This window comes from Desulfosporosinus acididurans, from assembly GCF_001029285.1.
Classification (GTDB): Bacteria; Bacillota; Desulfitobacteriia; order Desulfitobacteriales; family Desulfitobacteriaceae; genus Desulfosporosinus; species Desulfosporosinus acididurans.
This window is the reverse complement of sequence record NZ_LDZY01000003.1, coordinates 335,261-354,915: the sequence shown is the minus strand read 5'-3', so window position 1 is coordinate 354,915 and position 19,655 is coordinate 335,261. Positions and strand designations below refer to the sequence as shown.

At 43.1% G+C, this 19,655-nt stretch carries 21 protein-coding genes; 1 reads left to right on the top strand and 20 read right to left on the bottom strand.

Annotated features, from left to right (window positions below; translation table 11 throughout):
• Positions 1-134 precede the first annotated feature (134 nt).
• The 14 genes from DEAC_RS05555 to pth all read right to left on the bottom strand — a co-directional run bounded on the left by DEAC_RS05555 (position 135) and on the right by pth (position 13,370).
• Positions 135-2,234, bottom strand: coding sequence for a SpoIIE family protein phosphatase (locus DEAC_RS05555; protein ID WP_047809022.1), 2,100 nt, complete (start codon positions 2,232-2,234; stop codon positions 135-137).
• 324 nt (positions 2,235-2,558) lie between these two features.
• A complete protein-coding gene (locus DEAC_RS05550) occupies positions 2,559-2,948 on the bottom strand; it encodes a S1 RNA-binding domain-containing protein (protein ID WP_047809021.1) in 390 nt (129 codons plus the stop codon).
• Between the two features lie 99 nt (positions 2,949-3,047).
• Positions 3,048-3,359, bottom strand: a complete 312-nt coding sequence (locus DEAC_RS05545; protein WP_047809020.1) for an FtsB family cell division protein — start codon at positions 3,357-3,359, stop codon at positions 3,048-3,050.
• Positions 3,334-3,576 carry a sigma factor-like helix-turn-helix DNA-binding protein gene (locus DEAC_RS05540; RefSeq protein WP_047809019.1) on the bottom strand — a complete coding sequence of 81 codons (243 nt, stop codon included), beginning with the start codon at positions 3,574-3,576 and terminating at the stop codon, positions 3,334-3,336. Before DEAC_RS05540 ends, DEAC_RS05545 begins: the two co-directional genes overlap by 26 nt.
• Positions 3,577-3,724: 148 nt before the next feature.
• A complete protein-coding gene (gene yabQ / locus DEAC_RS05535; protein ID WP_047809018.1) occupies positions 3,725-4,219 on the bottom strand; it encodes a spore cortex biosynthesis protein YabQ in 495 nt (164 codons plus the stop codon).
• Between the two features lie 64 nt (positions 4,220-4,283).
• Complete coding sequence (yabP, locus tag DEAC_RS05530; protein ID WP_047809017.1) at positions 4,284-4,562, bottom strand: sporulation protein YabP; 279 nt, start codon at positions 4,560-4,562, stop codon at positions 4,284-4,286.
• Positions 4,563-4,662: 100 nt separating this feature from the next.
• Complete coding sequence (locus tag DEAC_RS05525) at positions 4,663-4,929, bottom strand: RNA-binding S4 domain-containing protein (RefSeq protein ID WP_047809016.1); 267 nt, start codon at positions 4,927-4,929, stop codon at positions 4,663-4,665.
• Positions 4,930-5,214: 285 nt separating this feature from the next.
• Positions 5,215-5,490, bottom strand: coding sequence for an HU family DNA-binding protein (locus tag DEAC_RS05520; protein ID WP_047809015.1), 276 nt, complete (start codon positions 5,488-5,490; stop codon positions 5,215-5,217).
• Between the two features lie 83 nt (positions 5,491-5,573).
• Positions 5,574-7,031 carry a bifunctional methyltransferase/pyrophosphohydrolase YabN gene (gene yabN / locus DEAC_RS05515; RefSeq protein WP_047809014.1) on the bottom strand — a complete coding sequence of 486 codons (1,458 nt, stop codon included), beginning with the start codon at positions 7,029-7,031 and terminating at the stop codon, positions 5,574-5,576.
• Positions 7,032-7,164: 133 nt separating this feature from the next.
• Entirely contained in the window at positions 7,165-7,731 is a 567-nt protein-coding gene (spoVT, locus tag DEAC_RS05510) for a stage V sporulation protein T (protein ID WP_047809013.1), read from the bottom strand.
• Positions 7,732-7,889: 158 nt separating this feature from the next.
• Positions 7,890-8,858 carry a peptidyl-prolyl cis-trans isomerase gene (locus DEAC_RS05505; protein ID WP_047809012.1) on the bottom strand — a complete coding sequence of 323 codons (969 nt, stop codon included), beginning with the start codon at positions 8,856-8,858 and terminating at the stop codon, positions 7,890-7,892.
• Between the two features lie 36 nt (positions 8,859-8,894).
• On the bottom strand, positions 8,895-12,434 hold the full coding sequence (gene mfd / locus DEAC_RS05500) for a transcription-repair coupling factor (protein WP_047809076.1): 3,540 nt from the start codon (positions 12,432-12,434) through the stop codon (positions 8,895-8,897).
• A 146-nt stretch (positions 12,435-12,580) separates the two neighbouring features.
• Positions 12,581-12,757, bottom strand: a complete 177-nt coding sequence (locus tag DEAC_RS23810) for a hypothetical protein (protein WP_172408304.1) — start codon at positions 12,755-12,757, stop codon at positions 12,581-12,583.
• 55 nt (positions 12,758-12,812) lie between these two features.
• Positions 12,813-13,370, bottom strand: a complete 558-nt coding sequence (gene pth, locus DEAC_RS05495) for an aminoacyl-tRNA hydrolase (protein ID WP_047809011.1) — start codon at positions 13,368-13,370, stop codon at positions 12,813-12,815.
• A 93-nt stretch (positions 13,371-13,463) separates the two neighbouring features.
• On the opposite strand from pth, the gene DEAC_RS05490 reads away from it, so the two are divergent.
• Positions 13,464-14,192, top strand: a complete 729-nt coding sequence (locus tag DEAC_RS05490) for a PRC-barrel domain-containing protein (RefSeq protein ID WP_047809010.1) — start codon at positions 13,464-13,466, stop codon at positions 14,190-14,192.
• Between the two features lie 20 nt (positions 14,193-14,212).
• On the opposite strand, the gene DEAC_RS05485 is transcribed toward DEAC_RS05490, so the two are convergent.
• From DEAC_RS05485 to ispE, 6 genes are all read right to left on the bottom strand, one after another.
• Positions 14,213-15,154: a ribose-phosphate diphosphokinase gene (locus tag DEAC_RS05485; protein ID WP_047809009.1), complete on the bottom strand. Its 942-nt coding sequence runs from the start codon at positions 15,152-15,154 to the stop codon at positions 14,213-14,215.
• A gap of 2 nt (positions 15,155-15,156) precedes the next feature.
• Complete coding sequence (gene glmU, locus DEAC_RS05480) at positions 15,157-16,530, bottom strand: bifunctional UDP-N-acetylglucosamine diphosphorylase/glucosamine-1-phosphate N-acetyltransferase GlmU (protein ID WP_047809008.1); 1,374 nt, start codon at positions 16,528-16,530, stop codon at positions 15,157-15,159.
• Between the two features lie 209 nt (positions 16,531-16,739).
• Positions 16,740-16,994 carry a septation regulator SpoVG gene (gene spoVG, locus DEAC_RS05475; RefSeq protein WP_009617236.1) on the bottom strand — a complete coding sequence of 85 codons (255 nt, stop codon included), beginning with the start codon at positions 16,992-16,994 and terminating at the stop codon, positions 16,740-16,742.
• Positions 16,995-17,091: 97 nt separating this feature from the next.
• Entirely contained in the window at positions 17,092-17,940 is an 849-nt protein-coding gene (gene purR, locus DEAC_RS05470; RefSeq protein ID WP_047809007.1) for a pur operon repressor, read from the bottom strand.
• 2 nt (positions 17,941-17,942) lie between these two features.
• Complete coding sequence (locus DEAC_RS05465) at positions 17,943-18,638, bottom strand: GntR family transcriptional regulator (RefSeq protein ID WP_047809006.1); 696 nt, start codon at positions 18,636-18,638, stop codon at positions 17,943-17,945.
• A gap of 20 nt (positions 18,639-18,658) precedes the next feature.
• Positions 18,659-19,525, bottom strand: coding sequence for a 4-(cytidine 5'-diphospho)-2-C-methyl-D-erythritol kinase (gene ispE, locus DEAC_RS05460; RefSeq protein WP_047809005.1), 867 nt, complete (start codon positions 19,523-19,525; stop codon positions 18,659-18,661).
• Positions 19,526-19,655 lie beyond the last annotated feature (130 nt).

Here is a 19,655-nt window from a genome sequence, read left to right as displayed (position 1 = left end):
TTTTCTTTCTGAATGACAGGCACAGAAAGCTTTACCAACTGGTATAAATCCGTTTAGCGAAATATCACAATAGTTTGATTCGACATACATTTCTGATTTCCTGCTGCACAAATAATTATACATGTAAATAATTCTCATTCATTCCAGTAATTTTTGCGGATGACAAGTACTATTCCATCATCCTCTAATTCTCCCTCAGAAAGCCGTCTAGCCTCATTACAAATCAAATCAGCCAGATCCTGGGATTTTAACGAAACAGATTGTTTCAAAATTTCCTGAATCCAGTCCGGTCCTTCTTTCAAAACATCTTGCATTCCGTCGGTGATCATCACAAGGGTTTCTCCGCCTTGCATCTCTTCATCTATGATTGGAATTTCAATTTGATTCAATATTCCCACCGGAAGGCTCGAAGAAACGAGTCTTTTTACCTCTTCAGAGGTAATGAGATAAGAAGACGCAGCTCCCGCTTTAATTAATTTTAAGTTCGATGATTCCAAATCGAGAATTGCCATATCAATAGTTACAAAACTTTCTTCAGGTGAACGCAATACCAGGATAGAGTTTAAGGCTTGAATTGAGCCTATCGGATCAAAGCCTGTAGTAAGCAACTGTTCTAGGAGAGCCAGCGCTGTTGCGCTCATTTTCGCTGCCTTCTCCCCCACTCCCATTCCATCACTTAAAATAAAAGCATGCTGGGTTCTGGAGAAAGCAATTGAAGCATAATTATCTCCGCTTAGTCCGTTGCCTGATTTTGTGAAAGAAGCAACTCCGACATCAAGAAAATTACGCCGCCGGCGTGCTAAATTCGAAGGTTTAACTACTTCCCAATTACGCTGTGTATGAAGTTCCTTAGCGAGATTCCCGATAACCTGAGAGACATTCAAAAATTGCCGCGATAAAGCCTCCTGATTGAGGACCAGACGCCGCCGCCAGGTCTCTTGGTTCTTTTGTTGTTCCAGAATAAATTGAACCCCTAACAACATTTCTTTGAGCCGGCCGCAATGACGCTTCCACTCAACCGGTAAAGATTGCAGCTTAACGTCAGGCTCATTTTCAACGAGTCCAAAGAGTTCAAAGAAAATATGATAGGTTTTATAAAATTCTCTCTTCCAGCAGACGTCAACCGTTGGACAATTGTAACAAACACGTTCAACCAAAACATTCATAAGTTCGGGGACTTCCTGCCGTGTCTCAAAAGATTCCGTTTCTGCGGCCTGATAACTTAAAGCAATTTGATCAAAGATCTCTGCCATAGCTTTTACCTTCGAAACTGTTGTTTCAACTTCAGGTATAACCTTAGGTTTCAAAAAATCCCTTTGCTGCGAAATGCCAGGCCAGAGAAAAAAAAGAAATAAGCCGACAACAGAAGAGATTAACTGGGAATAAACCGCATCCTGGCGCAGGAAGACGGTTAGCATCAACATTACAGCAATAAATGCTGTTCCAAGTCCAATTTTCCCGAACCTTCGAAAGGCTCCTGTACAGAAACCTGCCAGTCCATAAATACCGGCAGCCATTAAATTTTCATTGCTTACGGTCAGCTGTGGCAAAAAACCAAGGATAGCGCCAACACCCGCTGAAGTACCAGCTCCGTAACGTTCAGATACAAATAAGGTGAAAAAGCTCATCAACACAATGGAAAAGTTTATCTCCCTTACTTGAACCCCCTGAAGCCCACTAATAATACCAACAAGAATGATCAGCCAAGCTATTCCTTGCTCACGCTGAAATTCTCCCCTCCAAATTGCCTCTTTATGCTTCATGGCAAACCAAATAATAATTGCAAAGCCACCTGCTAAAATACTCTGAAGGGCCACTAGAAATAGGGCATAAGTGTCCGATTTGGAAAAACTTACGGTCAAAGAAGTAACTATTGCCACCATTAAACCTGTAATAAGAATCAAGTAGGTTCCCTCATGTCTTTTCTTACGAATGAAAGGCAGCAGCACGTACATAGCTGCTAAAATAACAATGATTTGAACCACAAAGGATACGTCGTTTAGTGAGGTTATACCGAGAGAAACTGTCCCCAGTACAATCCCTAATAAACCGAACAAGGACCCGCGCTCGCCAAGTAAAATGACAGCAGCACCGAAGGCAATCCCGAAGGGATGGAGGCCTAAGATAGTGCCCCGAGCTAAGCATCCGCCAAAAATAATAGGCAGAAATGTGCTTTCCAGAGAAATCCCGCTGCGCAGCCCTTGGTTAACTTTTAAGGTTGCCCACTCAGCCATAATATCACCTCTTACCTTTTTATGGTAATATTATAGCTTAAAGGATTAGCAAAGCTTGTCTACTATAGTCAGGCTTGGAAAACAACTTTCGACGTCATTCATAGATAATCTCTTCACGACTCCGCCATATGCCCACGGCCTCTTTAAAACGCCAGCATTTTCATATCTTCTTGCTGTCCCTGACTTCTAAATATAAAGAAAACTTGGCTGGCGCCAAGCCTCTGGCGCAGGCGGCAGGTTAGTTGCACTTATGCAGGAGGAAAGTATGCAACGAAGTTATACTTTCTGACAGTATAAGAAAAACCGCCTTACGGCGGTTAATTCCTAGTATCTGCTTGAGCCTCTTCCACCACGTTTGGATTCTGTGGCGCGGCGAAATTCTGTCTGACGTTCATCACTATCTTTAATAAACTTGGCCAATTTATCCTCAAAGGACACCGTTGGCGGAACTCGGCGTTCACGACTAGTATTACGAACAGTAGGATTAGCTTGTTTAATCGAGAGACCGATTTTACCCTTTTCGTCGACATGAATGACCTTTACCTTAACATGATCTTGTTCTTTTAAATAATCCCGAACATCCTTGACATAAGCATCAGCAACTTCCGAGATATGTACAAGTCCGGTTACTCTATCCGGCAATTCAATAAATGCTCCAAAGTTCGTGATCCCGGTAACGACTCCTTCAACAATACTGCCAACGTCAATGGCCATACGAAGTAAACTCCTCCTTGTGATGATCTATCTATACATAATTATATTATATGCAGTAAATTTCGTAACTGTCAAGGTTTTTAAAATCAATGTTACTTACTAATTCTTGGGAGAAATAAGGATTTCGCCATGTTTAACAAGACCTAGTTGTTCCCGGGCCAATTGTTCAACATAACTGGGAGTATTTAATTCGGCAATCTCTTCATGAAGTGACTTTTCTTGTTGCATTAGTCCTTCTTTTTGTTGAGTCAATTGATTAATCTGCTGCTCAACCGAAACATGAAGTTTCCAAAGCTGCCAGGCAGAACTGCCGACCCCCAGAAAAACAAGAAGCAAAAGGGCGATTGTTCCTAGCCGAAGATGAGGCTTTTGTCGTTTTTGCGGTTTAATCTTCTGATAAGATTTCTTCATCCCAATCTGCTCCTTCCAAACCAAGCTCTCCACTTGGTATAATGCATACGATTTCATACCCTTTACTCCGGGCACGATTTAGTAACGTGGCTACAGAGCTTGAACTAAGCTGAAGCTGCTTGGCGATGGCCTCCAAAGATTTCCCGCTTTCTTTAAGGATCACTGCTTGACGTTCACGAAAGCTAAGTTTTTCCAAGCCTCTGATTTCAATCTGCACTGCGGCACACCCTTGCTCAATAGTTATACACAGTTTGTGGATAACTTTGTGGACAAATTAATTACAAAAAAACTACAAAGGACCTACAATCAGTTACACAAATTATTATAACTACTCCTTAGAAGCGAATCAACCCCTTTGGTAATTTTTACCCATTAGTCCTAGGCGGCCATAATTGTCTCCACCACTCCTTTATAGTTATTTCCAGATTTACTAGGGGCCGATAAATAATATGTTCTCCAATACGAAAGCAAAGCAAACTAAACCAACATAAAATCGCATAGGGCGGGCGCATAAGAAGAACGAGCCCTCGAACCGGAATCATAACCCCTCCGGCGAAAAGCTTTAAAAGGGCGGCAACCAATTGGAATAGTTTGAAATATCCTTTTTTTAGAGAGTAGCTGAAAATCCTCAAATATAAGACAAGGCCCAAGAGACTGCCCCAAACATTATAAAACCTAAAGGCCAGTGCATTTGCTTTAAAAAACAATCGATAGAGGATAACCAAAGCAATAAGAGAAAAGAGGATATCTCCTGCGAACGTTACGACAGGCCCCCATTTCTGCCAACGCCTAAACGTTCGAAAAAAATCAAAGACTACACCCACCATTAATCCTGCTGCAACGACCCAAAAAAAAGCCATAAATTCCGAGATAGTCTTTCCCCTCCTCTCCTTAATCTGAGGAAAACTTTTCAAGAACCTTTACCTACCGAAAAATTTTATGCATTATACCTTGCCGAGAGTTCCCTCCGGTACTCCGATGATAAATGAGAGCACTAACATATCCTTGAATGTCGACCATACTTTCTTCAAGGTTAAGCTGTTTAATTCCCAACTGCTCCCCTTTAATGCTAAGTATCCCTAATTCCGTTTCAAGAATAATTTCTTTCGGATCAAAGGACTGAACCTTTTTCACTCCTGTCAATGCAATCATTTCTCGGTTTTCCATGACAAGGCGATGTCCCTTACCAAAACTGTCTGCCATGCCCCATCCCCCCAACACTTTTTTCTTCTTAAACCCTATTCAGTTTGACTGTCCTTTAGACATACCGAAACACTTTTAAAAACTAAAAGACAGAGCCTTTTTAACAAGACTCTGTCCTTCGTTCATCTCTGATTAATTCATAGAGGGTGTGGGCTTCGTTAGCCTTAACGCTATTGGGGGTAGCCAAAACTTTTACTTCTACGACATGATTAGCCATTTCCAGAATGATCTGGTCTCCCGGTTTAACTTCCGCAGAGGGTTTAACAATTCGTCCATTGATACTGATTTTTTCTCCTGCACAAACATCTTTGGCAACTGTGCGTCGTTTAATCAGGCGAGAAACTTTTAAGTATTTGTCAATACGCATAAGTTACTGTCAATAACCCTCCCTTTTCAAAACTCGGACCCAGTTTTCATCCAATCGTAAGACTCCCACTTCTTTAAGTGGGAGTGGGTCCCCGTACTCTGCTTCGGTGGGGGTAAAGTCCATCCTTTAGCGCGATAGCATTTGTTACGGGCTAGGCGCTTTCGGCGAAAGTGTCCACAGGACACTTTCGTCACCGAAGTCTCGATGTTCAGCTTTAGCTGAACGAGTTCACTAAAAATCAGGTTCCAGTATAACCGGAACCTGATTTCTCAAAAGTCCAAATCCTTACTTTTGGACTGCATCCTTTAGAGCTTTTCCCGCTTTAAAACCAGGCACCTTAGCGGCAGGAATGACAATTGTCTCCTTAGTTTGCGGGTTTCTTCCCGTTCTTTCAGCACGTTCTTTGACTTCAAAAGTCCCAAAGCCCACTAATTGGACTTTTTCGTTTTGTGCTAAAGATTCTTCGATCGTAGCGAAAACGGCACTTACTGCCTTTTCTGCGTCCTTCTTGGACATTTCTGCCTTCTCAGCAACTGCACTTACTAACTCAGCCTTATTCAAACTAGTCCCTCCTAAATAACTGATCTTATCTCGTAAACTATATTTCGCGATAAATAATCAATCTCCTGCTTATTCGCGTAAGATTACATTAATTTGCCGCCTTTTTCTTGTAATTTTGCCTTTTCCCAATAGGCATCCATTTCGTTAAGGGATAGTTGCTCAATTTTTTGACCTTCTTCGCGGCTTAATTCCACCATTTTAAGGAAACGCGCCTGAAACTTATGTACTGCTTCCCTTAGAACTTCCTCTGCGTCCAATTTAAGGAATCTCGATACATTGACCATTGCAAACAACAAATCCCCAAATTCCTCCCGAATACCTACTCCGGTTTTTAAGGCATTCTGCAGCTCAAGTAATTCTTCCTGAACCTTCTGGCATGGTCCCTCCAGATCACTCCAATCGAACCCTATTTTAGCCGCCCGGCGCTGCGTTGAGGAAGCCAGCATAAGAGCAGGCAACCCTTTAGGGTCACTGAAAAAGCCTCTTTCTTCCTTTGTGTCAGCCTTTTCCTCTTGTTTAATTCTATCCCATGAACGAATCACATCGTCAGCAGTTTCAAGCACTTCTTCACCGAATACGTGAGGATGCCTGCGAAGCAGTTTTTGAATAATCCCTTGTAAAACATCCTGACTTTCAAATATCTTGTTCTCTGAGGCAATTTGAGCATGAAATACAACTTGCAGTAATAAGTCTCCCAACTCTTCACATAAATTATACATATCCTCTTTTTCGATCGCCTCTAATACCTCATAGCTCTCTTCAATCAGACAAGGTTTTAAGGTTTGATGATTTTGTTCGCGATCCCAAGCACAACCATCTGGCGAACGCAAAATTTCCATGATTTGAAGTAATTTTGTCCAAGAAATAACCTCCGAACAAGGTGGCAAGACGATTGTCGTTAGGTGATCAAAGGAACCATGATCCATTTCGAAAAGAGGATGCTTGTCCACCCGCTCATTGTAAGTGCCCAGTCCCTGTACAATAAAGACATCTGCCTCATCGGGATAGGAACTCATGAGATCAAGTTTAACCTCAGAAGCAATGAGTTGATTATAAACCTGAGGAATAATGAGCCACTCTCTCCCTGTTAGTCCCGCATCTTTGAGCGCATCATAATTTCGAATAAGCATCCCTTCAATGGGATCAAAATTCAGTACCCGGAAAATCTCATCAACAAAGCTCATAGCAGGATGAACAATTACTTCATATTCTGGTCTTAAATTTTTCCAGAGCAGCTGAATAGTTTTCTCAGCTACCATAGGATGACCTGGCACGGCATAAATAACTTCCGAGTCCTTTCCTAACTCTGTTCTTAATCGTTCCGTTATCTTTTGATACACCTCTTCAAAGGTATCCTCCGAATCATAAACTTCATCAAAGGATTCTAACTGAACGCCTTCCGCCATTAATTCCTGAACACAGGGATGATGCAAAGTTCTTACAAAAACCTTCTTGGCGTTACAAAGACGGCGATAGTTTCCTAACGTTAATTGTTCAAGCCCCGAAGGGCCAAGACCAATGACATGAAGACACGAAGACATTCTTTCACCTCCTAAAGCTAGTGTAGCATAAAGTAAAATAAAGCGGGAGTACCGCTTTATTCCTACGACCAGAAATTCAATTAATATATAATTACATTCCGGAAGTATAAGAGTAACTAATTTATAGTAACGCCTATTGCTCCATTTGTTTGGCCAAAAATACTGCTGCCGTCTCTACCAATTTAATTTCTAAATCCCCCATCTTGGCATTTGGCTCTTTCGATATGATAATAACCGCTCCGATAGGGTCCCCTTGGGATATTATGGGGGCGATGACTTCACAGACTATTTTTGCTTTATCGTCTTCGTCATCGTCGCTAATTTTAGGTACATTGGTCTCACCGGAGTTCGTCAACCCGATTTGAATAGTTCTCCTTTCCTCCATGGCCTGTTCCACTGGATGATCAATTGGTTTATTTAAATACTCTTTCTTCGAAGCGCCTGCCACTGCAATAATAGTATCTCTATCCGAAATGCAAGTAATGTGTCCGGTTGCTTCAAACAACGAATCAGCATACTCCTTGGCAAACTCCCCTAATTCTCTTATCGGGGAGTATTTTTTTAGGATAACTTCCCCTTCACGATCTACAAAAATCTCTAACGGATCTCCTTCCCGGATACGAAGAGTCCGACGAATTTCCTTTGGAATAACGACACGACCGAGGTCATCAATTCTTCTTACAATGCCTGTTGCTTTCATAGGCGCACATTCCTCCTTTGTTCCCGAAGACTCATTTCGTCCTTTCTATTACTATTTCAGATCAATGATAGTATATATCTAGAGATTGCCAATTATTCATTATTTTCCAATGCACAAAAAAAGAAGGCAATAAATTTTGCCTTCTTTTTTTATCACCCTTAACTTGCCGGTTGATATCCTTTAGCATATTCAATCTTAGCTTTTTTACGCAGGTCATCAAAAAACGTCTGAAATTTGGTGTCCTTAGCCGCATTAAAAGCATCCTGGGTTACTTGAGTCTTTACTTTCGCAAAATCCGGAGTAGTAGCAGGCGTATGCGCTTGAACGTAAATTACATGATAACCGAACTGCGTTTTAACCGGAGTTGTGGAAAATGTCCCTACCTTCTGAGCAAAGGCCGCCGCTTCAAACTCCGGCACCATTTTCCCTTTCGTAAAGGTGCCAAGATCTCCTCCCGACTGCTTGGCTCCCGGTTCAATAGATTTTTCTTTCGCTAATTGTTCGAACAAAGGAAGAATCTGAACGTTATTTTTTTGGGCCTGTTCTAACTGGGCAATAATTGCTTTGGCCTCAGCTTCAGTCTTGAGCAAAATATGATGAGCAGTAACACTCTCAGGCTGGCCATAATTGGCTTTGTTTTTCTCAAAATAGGCTTGAACTTCGCTCTCTGTCGGCTGTTTCACATCCGTGGTTATCTTGGTATAAACCGCTAAGAAGTTCTTTAATTCCGATTCGCTCATTCCTTGTTGGTTTAGCATATCCTGAAATTTAGCATCTGTTCCCATATTCTTTTTTATAGTGTCTTCCTGACTCTTAATAGCAGGATCCTCTGTCTTCAACTTAAGGTTCTTAACCTCTTGGTCAAGAATTTTACCTTCAATCATTCGCTCTAGGACTTGACTTTTAATTTGGGTCAACGCTTGTTTTCCTTGGTCTGTATCAAACTTCATGCCTTGATTCTCGTAGGTTTTTTGAGCCTCTGCCACACGAGCATCATAGTCCTTAACTGAGATAGATTCTCCGTTAACTTTGGCTGCCCATTTGCCGTCAACCAGCGAGGAACACCCCACAGTGATCAGCGTCACCATAAGAATACTCACTAGTATCCCCAGCCGGGATTTTTTCATTCCGACACACCCTTTCAATTCACTTAGTCCAGTATATCAGGGAGTTCCCCTCGAAGCAATGTTCCCAAAAATTATAAGGACACGCCGCACTGCCCCAATCACCTCTTCTTGATCAAGCGTACGAGTGCGAACCTTACATTCCAGATTTCCATTAGGCAGAGAATTAAACGACAGGGGCAAGGGAGAAGCTGAAGCGATGGCCATTAACCTCTCTCCGGACATCCCAAGATCTGCTCCAAAGCGAAGGCTGATATTTTGTTTTGTTTGTTGAATTTGTTCTATGCGAATCGGACCGGCTAAAAGCTTGATACGGATAATTTCAATTAAATGTTCCACCTCACGAGGCGGCGCTCCAAAACGATCTATTAATTCATCAACCATTTCTCCAAGTTCTGCCTCGTCGGCAACCTTGGCCAGCCGCTGATACAAAGAAGCCTTAGTTTGCTTATCAGCGACATAAGAATCAGGCAAATAGGCATCGATTTGCAGCTCAATACTTGGCTCTGCAGCTTCTTCAACCTTTTCTCCCCGCAATTCCTGAACTGCTTCCTTGAGCATCTGACTATAAAGTTCGAAGCCGACAGCTGCTAAATGGCCATGCTGTTGAGCCCCGATCAAATTCCCTGCACCGCGAATTTCCAAATCCCGCATAGCAATCTTAAAACCTGCTCCAAATTCGGTAAACTCACGAATGGCAGCCAGCCGTTTCTCAGCTATTTCTGTAAGAACTTTCTGAGGTTTATACAGAAGATAAGCATAGGCTTTGCGGTTTGACCTTCCAACTCTGCCGCGAAGCTGATATAACTGGGACAAACCCATGCGGTCAGCTTCATCAATAATCAGTGTATTGACGTTGGGCATATCAAGACCTGTTTCAATAATCGTAGTTGAAACTAGGACATCCGTTTGCTGTTCCAAAAAATCAAGCATAACCCGTTCCAGCATGGATTCCCGCATCTGTCCATGAGCCACACCAAAACGAGCCTCCGGAACTAATTGACCTAAAAAGTTAGTAACCTTGTCCATATCCTCAACTCGATTGTGAACAAAAAACACCTGTCCTCCCCGTTGAAGTTCCCGTCTTATAGCATCCCGCACTACGTCAGGCCGAAACTCCGTGACATAGGTTTGTACGGGATATCTGCCTTCCGGCGGAGTTTCTATTACGCTCATGTCCCTGACTCCGACTAGGGACATATGAAGAGTTCGGGGAATCGGTGTTGCCGACAAGGTGAGCACATCAACATTACCCTTAATGGTTTTCAGTTTTTCTTTATGGGCAACTCCGAAACGTTGTTCCTCGTCGATAATCAAAAGCCCTAAATCCTTAAATTTAACAGCATCCGCTAAAATGCGATGGGTTCCTACAATAACATCAATCCGTCCTTCTTTTAGGCCCTGGATGATTTCTTTCTGCTCCTTAGGCGAACGAAACCGGCTCAACATATCAATCGTTATGGGATACCCTGTAAATCGTTCGCGCAAAGTGTTGAAATGTTGTTGTGCCAGGATGGTGGTCGGAACTAAGAAGGCTACCTGCTTGCTGTCCATAACCGCCTTAAATACTGCTCTGAGAGCAACCTCTGTTTTCCCATAACCTACATCTCCGCAAAGAAGCCGGTCCATAGGACGAGAAAGCATCATATCCCGTTTAATATCGGCAATACACTGTAGTTGATCGTCTGTTTCAACATAAGGAAATTTCTCTTCGAATTCTATCTGCCAAACATTGTCCGGTGAAAAGGCATATCCCGAAGTAGCCTCCCGCTGGGCATAGAGCTTTAGTAAATCAAAAGCCATTTCTTTAACCGCGGAGCGGGTTTTGCTTTTTACTTTATGCCACTCAGTTCCTCCGAGCTTGTAGAGCTTGGGCAAACTCTCCGCAGCACTTCCTAAATACTTTTGTAAAAGATGAAGTTGGTCCAAAGGAACGTAAAGGCGATCCTCACCGGCATAGCGAATTCCAAAGTAATCCTTTTCTATTCCGGCAACCTCTAAGCGTTCAATCCCGGTAAATTGCCCAATTCCATGATGAACGTGAACTACATAATCCCCGGGTTTTAGGTCCGAGACATAAATATTTTTTGTCGAAGCAGGACTCGGTTTCTTTCCGGCGACCTTACTCTCGCGTTTGTAAATTTCAGCTTCCGTAAGCACCACGAGTTTTCCCAGAGGCAGTTCAAAGCCTTGATCCAAGGAATACGGATAGACATATACATGTCCATCTTCAATTGTATCTTCGAGATTTTTGCGGCTGGCTGTGACCCCCCTGTCCTTAAGACCTTGGAGCAAACGCTCAGTATGTTCCTCATCTCCCGCGAAGAGAGCAACAATATTTCCTGCATCCCTATAATGTTCGATTTCATCCACTAACTTGCTTGTTTTTCCCATAAAACCGGTCAGAGAACGGGCGTTGAGATTAAAAACCCGTTTAGGAGTCAGACCCGGCGTCTGCCTTATTAACGTAGAGAGACCAATGAAAGGATTTTTTTGGCCGTGCCTCAGCAAATCTTCATACCTGATAAACAGAGTCTCAGGGTGGACAAAGCCTTCACCCTGTTCTAATTGCTGTGTAAATTCCATCAAGCGTTCATTAGCCTGAAACTCTAACTGTTCTTTTAAGCGCAGCGGCTCATCTAAGATGACATAATGATTTTCGGCCAAATATGAGAAAAAGGGAACGAGAGGCGTATTAACCAAACTTAGGAATGGATAGACATTCTCATCGAGGATTCCCTGCTGCAAACGTTCTTCGAGGAAAATCACCCTGCTGCGCAAACGCTCCGCTGCTTCTGTTCTGCCTGCTCGCTGCAGGCGGCCTGTCGCTTTGCGGGCTTCTGCCCGAATAGTAAAGCGCAGTTCTTCAAGTTCTTCCCTTGTTACTACATATTCCATTGCCGGAGAGATTAAAACTCTCTCTTGAGACGAAATCGATTTCTGGGTTTCAAGATTAAAAGTTCGAATAGAATCCACTTCTTCATCGAAAAATTCTATACGCAGGGCTTCTCCATCAAGAGGGGCAATATCTAAAATCCCCCCTCTCAGGGCAAACTGACCCTTTCCTTCAACCGTTTCGACACGCTCATATCCTCCAGAAATCAGGATTGAAAGAATATCATTGAGCATATACCCTTTTCCCACTTCTAAGGTCAGGGAATAATCCTTCCAGCGCCGAAGTGGAAACACGCGCCGCTCTAATGCTAATACAGAGGCAACAACCGTGCAGTCTTGATCCAATGACAGACGATTAAAAACACGAATTCTCTCCGCCGTCGTTTCTTTGCTTTTTCCCAGAACTTCAAAGGGGAGCCACTCAGTAGCGGGAAAATGTAAGATCGTTTTTTGAGGGCACCATGTTTTTAAATCCGCAGTCCACTTTTGAGCCTGTTCTTCAGAATAGGTCAACACTAATCCCGGGGTTGAATTCTGCAATAGTTGGGAGATCAGAGCTGCCTTTTGACTGCCGCTTAAATCATAAATCATTTGAGGCCATTCTCCTGACCTTAGGGACCCCTCAATCTTGTCAATATCCAGCCCCCGGCAGAGGTAATCACGAATTATTTTCAAAACACCCATCCTTTCGGGCGGCAAAAAAGATGAACGTCCATCATGGGACCCCCACTTGCCTACTCCTCTAAACTGATAATAAGGCATGGCGTCAAGCGACATGCCTACATTTAACAAATTATTGTCCGCCCTAAACTCTTAGTACTGAAATATCTTTAATGAAAAACATTTCCAGACTCTGTTTTCAGTTCATTCAGACAATCTGGACAAAGGGTATAAGAGACATTTCCAACGATATCCATTATAGAGTCCGAATCGGCGCTGGTCAAGTCATCAAGCTCAATCTCTCCTAGGATCCTGTCACAGGCATGACATACTTTCATAACCCTCATCCCGTTTCACCTCCCTAGCACTAGAATTACCCCTAGTGCGAAAGGTTATACCAGGTTAACGATGGTATAAATTCATGGCCCGGTTTGTATCTCCCTTAATCCAAAGACCTGCCACTTTTTCTGCCCTCTCTAATAAGTCTTCAATAATAGGCAGCTCACTTTCTCCGAAAGTCGAAAGGACATAGCGTGCAGGATCCCACTCTTTTGGCGGCCGGCCTATACCTAACTTGAGTCTCCAGAAGGCTTCTGTGCCTAACTCGCCTAAAATTGATTTAATTCCGTTATGCCCTCCGGCGCTCCCGTGATCGCGCAAACGCAGTTTGCCCAAGGGCAAATCCATATCATCGTGGACAATCAGGACATCCTCTGCAGCAATTTTGTAGAAGTTAACAAGTTCTTTAACTGAATGTCCGCTTAAATTCATAAAGGTTTGAGGCTTCAAGAACAACAAGCGCTCCCCTTGCAGGAAACCTTCTGCCCATAATCCCTGAAATTTGGCTCGAAACTGAAGCCCTAAGACTTCGGCTAGACCGTCAAGAAACAGAAAGCCAACATTATGACGTGTCTCTGCATATTGAGCTCCCGGATTGCCCAGGCCGACAATAACCTTCATTTAAATACCCTCCTAAGCATATTCATCTTCTTTTCCGAATACATTCATTATGGATAAGCAACGAATAAATCTTCACCATAAGGGGGTGAGCTTTTGAAGCCAAGTAGAAAATTTTTATCCTTACCCATTATCTCCCTTCAAGAAGGACAGCAAATAGGATTTGTAAAAAGTCTGGTCCTCGATGCCGGAACAAAATCGCTCGCTGCAATTATTGTGGACCCCAAAGGATTTTTTAAAGATCAACGCATTATACCCTATGCCAAAGTCATCAGTGTCGGCGATGACGCAATCACCATTGATAAAGAAACCCACGTGGAAAAAACCTCAAATCTTCCCGAACTGTTAGAATTAGTTAAAGAAAAGCTGGCAATTATCGGCACAAAGATAATCACCGAATCCGGAAAAACCCTCGGAACAGCTGATGAATATTATATTGATCCAAATTCAGGGAAAATAACCCAAATTGAAATCTCGTCCGGAAAACTCAATGGGTTCCTGAACGGCAAGGCTTGGATGTCCGCAGACTATATTACAACCCTGGGACATGATGTCATTGTTACTCAGCGGGGAAGCGAAAATTATCTGTCCGTTGCCGACAAGGGACTTAGTGAATCCTTTAAAAATCTTTTACATTCAACGTCCCATCGTGCCTCCGAAACAACCCATGCAGTTAGCAATTACTTCAAAAAGCAAAAACATGACAACAATAATTTGGAGACTCCGGAAGAAAAACCTCCCGTAATTGTAACCGAACTGGACATAACACCGACAGAAGATCAAGATCCGCCGGAAACTCCTCAAACCAAAGAACCCCTGGGGTAAATACCCCAGGGGTCTTCTTTTTAACTAAAAAGTTTACTCACTGAGAGATCTTCGTGAATACGAACAATTGCTTCTCCTAAAAGCGGAGCCACTGAAAGCACCTTAATTCGAGGAATTGTTTTCTCTTGACCGAGAGGAATTGTATTCGTAACCACAACTTCCTGCAGCACTGAGTTCTCGAGACGTTCGATAGCCGGCCCGGATAGGACAGCATGCGTACAACAGGCGTATACTTCTTTAGCACCACGCTCAAGGAGCGCTTGAGCGCCTTGAGTAATCGTTCCGGCGGTATCAATGATATCATCAATCATGATTACTGTTTTTCCTTTTAATTCGCCGATGACATTCATGATTTCGGAAACATTTGGTTCAGGCCGTCGTTTATCGATAATGGCAAGGGAAGCGCCAATGCGTTCCGCAAGGTTTCGCGCCCTGGTAACTCCGCCCAAATCCGGCGAAACAACACAGAGATTTCCCAAACCCTTTTCGCGGAAGTACTCTGCAAGAATCGGAACACCGGGTAAGTGATCAAGAGGGATATCAAAGAAACCCTGGATTGCAGGGGCGTGCAAATCCATGGTTACAACACGGTCAGCACCTGCGGTGGTTATTAGATTAGCCATAAGTTTGGCAGTAATTGGGTCTCTGGCCCTTGATTTACGTTCTTGGCGAGCATAGCCGTAATAAGGCATTACAGCAGTAATTCGGCGTGCCGAAGCCCGGCGCATCGCATCAATCATAATAAGCAATTCCATAATGTTGTCATTGGTTGGAAAACAGGTCGGCTGAACCACATAAATATCTGATCCCCGGACACTTTCATCAATGACAATAGAGATTTCTCCGTCTCGGAAACGTTTAATTTTAGCGTCCCCAAGTGGAACTCCCAGATAATCAACAATTTCCTGTGCTAACGGTCGATTGGCATTTCCACAGAAAATCTTAAATTCTTTTGCTGCCATGCCTATTTTTGCCCCCTATTTCTCTTTTCGCGATGCCATTGTTCCTTAATTATTTGTTGACTCCGTTCCACTGCCAAGGCCTTTGCAGGAACATTTTTAGTAATCGTTGAACCTGCACCTGTTACAGCATAGTCTCCCACTTCAACGGGAGCCACTAAATTCGTATTACTGCCAATAAAAGTATGGTCTCCAATTTTCGTAGGATGTTTACTGCTGCCGTCATAATTGCAGGTAATCGTACCTGCTCCAATATTTGCAGCCTTTCCAATCTGCGCATCACCTATATAACTCAAGTGAGGGACTTTAGCCCCCGCTTCTATTTTACTATTTTTAATTTCGACAAAATCCCCAACCTTTACATCTGCCTCTAGGCTTGTACCAGGCCGCAAATACGCAAAAGGCCCAATATGACAGCGCTCGCCAATTTTCGTATTTTTGGCAACCGTATAGGTTACTTCAGAACCACTTCCTACCTCACAGTTTTCCAACGTTGTCTGAGGACCAATTACAGCATCCTCCTGGACCTTGGTTTTCCCCAAAAGCCGGGTGAAAGGCAGGATCGTGACATCCTGGGACAGCCTTACTTCAGTATCAATAAAGGTTGAAGCAGGGTCAACAATCGTTACTCCCTCTGCCATCCAATGTTCAAGAATGCGCTCGCGCAGAATTCCCTCTGCCTCTGCCAGCTGGCTCCTGCTATTAATCCCCAGCGCTTCATAAGAATCTTCGGTGCAATAGGTCAGTATTCGTTCTCCTTGCTTTAAAAAGATATCAAAAACATCGGTAAGATAATATTCTCCTTGAGCATTTTGAGGACTAATTTTTGCTAAAGCATCTTTGAGCGCTGATCCTCTAAAACAATAGGTACCAGTGTTAATTTCTTTAATTAAGCGTTCATCAGAAGTTGCGTCTTTTTCCTCGACAATCCTTACAAGTTGATCACCATCTTTAAGGACCCGCCCATAACCAAACGGCTCATCTAAATAAGCCGTTAAGACAGTAGCACAGGCTTCTCCATCTTGATGCAGTTTTAAGAGAGCTTGAAGTGACTCAGGTTTAAGTAACGGCTGATCCCCGCTCAGAACAAGTACCGTTTGAGCGCCTTCCAAATAGGGCAAAGCTTGCATGATAGCGTGTCCTGTTCCCATTTGTTCAGTTTGAACTACTATCTCTGCGCGTTCTTGAACTTTGGCCGCAACAGCCTCACGTCCATGTCCGACAATCACGAAAGGTCGTTCAATCCCAACTTGGTTGGCCACGTCCAAGACATGTTCAATGAGCGGTTTCCCTGCTAATGAATGCATAACCTTTGGCAATTTTGATCGCATTCTTGTTCCTTTTCCAGCAGCCATGATCACCGCTACCAAATCAGGCATTTCTATTCGCCTCCAATTTAGTTTAACCTCTACAGATTTTTACATTCCAAAAGTTCTTTATTCGTCAAATATGCCCAAAATCCTTTTTTAGTACAACGATATATCAAAAAGAAAACGTATAACTAGAGTATACAGACTTTTCAAAAACCTGCTTATTTTTGCCCACAAAAAAAGAAGACCTCAAAGGTCTCCTTAATCTTTTAAATTAATTAGATCGCTTCTTGATACGCTTTTAAAACAGCAGTCTGAATGACTTCCCGTGCTGCAGCGGAAATAGGGTGAGCGATATCACGAAATTCTCCCTCAGGTGTTTTTCGGCTGGGCATCGCAACAAAGATGCCATTCATCCCTTCGACTACTTTGACATCATGCACAACAAATGCATTATCAAAGGTCACAGAAACCACTGCCTTCATCTTACCTTCCGTGTTAATCTTTCGAACCCTCACATCAGTAATATTCATTATGAATCACCACCCTTCCCTTTGCTTTCCAGGTCTGTCCATAATGTTATTCTCTGCATGGTAAAAAAATCCTGCCTGCAATTCGGGAAAATTTTGATTAGGTTGAATAATTGCCTAATATTTTAGCGAATAGCAAATCATCGGGGACTATAGTTGACTTTCCGCAATTAAGATCGAGTTCACGCAGCTTCAAAAGTGATAGATACCCATCTACAAGCTTTGCCTCAGAGGTTATTTGAGTTTCTACCAGAACTCCGATACCGATAACATCTGCTTCAAATTCGTGCATTAAATTCTTAATACCTAAGGCAGTACCTCCTGCCTTCATAAAATCGTCAATCACCAGAACTTTACGCCTGGGATCCAGAGCCCTTCGTGACAGAGACATGGTCTGAATACGACGAGATGATCCAGAAACATAATTAATACTTACTGAAGAACCCTCAGTTACTTTATTTCCTGTACGAATAACCACCATGGGCAAGCCGAGGGCTTCTGCGGTAACCAAAGCCAAAGGAATTCCCTTTGTTTCAATGGTAACAACAACTTCAGGTTCCTTCTCTCTGAAAGCACTTGCAAAAATCAGTCCCAGTGGACGAAGAACTGCCGGATCATAAAGCAGATCAGTCATATAAAGAAAGCCGCCCGCTAAAATTCTTTCTTTCTCGCTGAGCCGCTGTGCCAGGCTGCTTAAAAAGTGAGCCGCTTCTTTATCTGAAATTTCGGGAATATAACGCACCCCACCTGCTGCTCCAGAAATAGTTTCCAAACGTCCTTGTCCGGAAAGCTGTAAACTCCCTTTAACTGCCATTAGATCCTCACTAATAGTAGATTTTGCAGTACCAAATCGTTCTGCAAAAAAGGTCAGTGGAGTCAGAATATTCGGGTTTGCCATTAATAATTGGGTGATAGCCACCATACGTTCCGCCCGTTTCATCTTTTCCACGATTATTTGTCCGCCTTACCGGGATCGTTCTTCATTCTTAAAGTCTCAAACATAACATTCTCGGCAGTCACGATATGAGCCATAGCCAGTGCTTGAGCCTCTTCACTGTTGTGATTTCTTAAGGCTTCTACAATCATGCGATGTTCTTCGATAGCATCCTTGTTCCGACCGGGAACCGCTAAAGAAGTTGATCGAAAGCGTTGAATTTGTTCCCGCAAATTCGCCAGGATTTGAATTAAGCGTTCGTTGCGGCTTGCTTTATAAACAAGGGCATGGAAATCTGTGTCAGATTTAACAATTTGCTCTAAATCCATTTCGCCTTCATGCACCCGGTAAAATAATGCCTGCTCCATTTGTTCTAATTCTTCATCTGTGACCCGCTCCGCAGCCAAGCCTGCAGCCAGGCCCTCCAGGGCTGAGCGTATTTCAAAAACATCCGCAACGTCTTTGAGAGAAACTCCCGCTACATAAGCACCTTTACGAGGAATCATAACGACAAAATTTTCCAGTTCCAATTTGCGTATAGCTTCGCGTACAGGAGTTCTGCTGACACCCATTTCTTCGGCCAGCTGAATTTCCATTAATCTCTCCCCGGGTTCAAGAACTCCATTAAGAATTGCCTCTCGCATGGATTCAAAAACTATCTCCCGCAAAGGTTTATAACCATCAAGCACTACCGGTAATAATCGTTTTTCCATTTAACAGCTCCCCTTTCACACTATATTGCTTCACTACCTACAGTTTTGGTAACCCAAACGTTTTTACAGCCTCTTTTTCTCAATTTTTCGGCAACACTTCGTGCATGTTCATTGTCTTTAGCAATCCCAAAAACGCTCGATCCGCTGCCTGACATTAAAGTCCCATAACAGTTCTCTTCCAACAATTGTTGCTTAAGTTCGAAAATCTTCGGGACCATTAGAATTGAAGCAATCTCTAAATCATTGGATAACAACGCTGCAATCTGCTGTGGCGACGATTCCTTTAATGCTTTCTCCCAATCCGATCTCGAGAGATATCCGGGTTTACCCTCTCTATCAAACCTTCGATAAGCTTCCCCAGTATTTACGCCTAATGTTGGTTTAACCAAGACCAGATCAATATTAGGAACGTTTGGCAATAATTCCAGCCGTTCTCCGCGTCCCGTAGCCCACATGGTCCCCCCCCTCAAACAGAAGGCCACATCGGCGCCACACTCCCCTGCGAGGTCTAACAGCTTTTCCGCTGTCAAAGGTTTGTCATAAAGTTGATTTAATAGCCGCAGTGTCGCGGCCGCATCGCTGCTCCCGCCGGCTAAACCGGCCTGAATTGGGATTTTCTTGTCAATATCAATTTCTACGCCATCAGAAATCCCAAGCTCCCTGAAAAATAATTCGGCCGCTATATACGCAAGATTTCCTCTGCCGCTTAGCTCTCCACAGTGACACGTTATAGTCTCACCACTACGCCTCACCCGTACAATGTCATGTAAGTCAATTGATTGCATTACACTTTGAAGTTCATGATATCCATCATCCCTAATTCCTAGAACCGCTAAGGCAAAATTTATCTTAGCATAAGCGAACGTTGTAAGGAAAGGATGTTTCATTACTATAACCATCTCCGAACGTTAGGATTGCATTTCTTTTTATTATACATGTTTTTCCGAAGGATTCCAGCGTTCTCTCATGAAATGAAACAAAACAAAAAGAAAAGAAGCGAAGGAATTCCATCGCTTC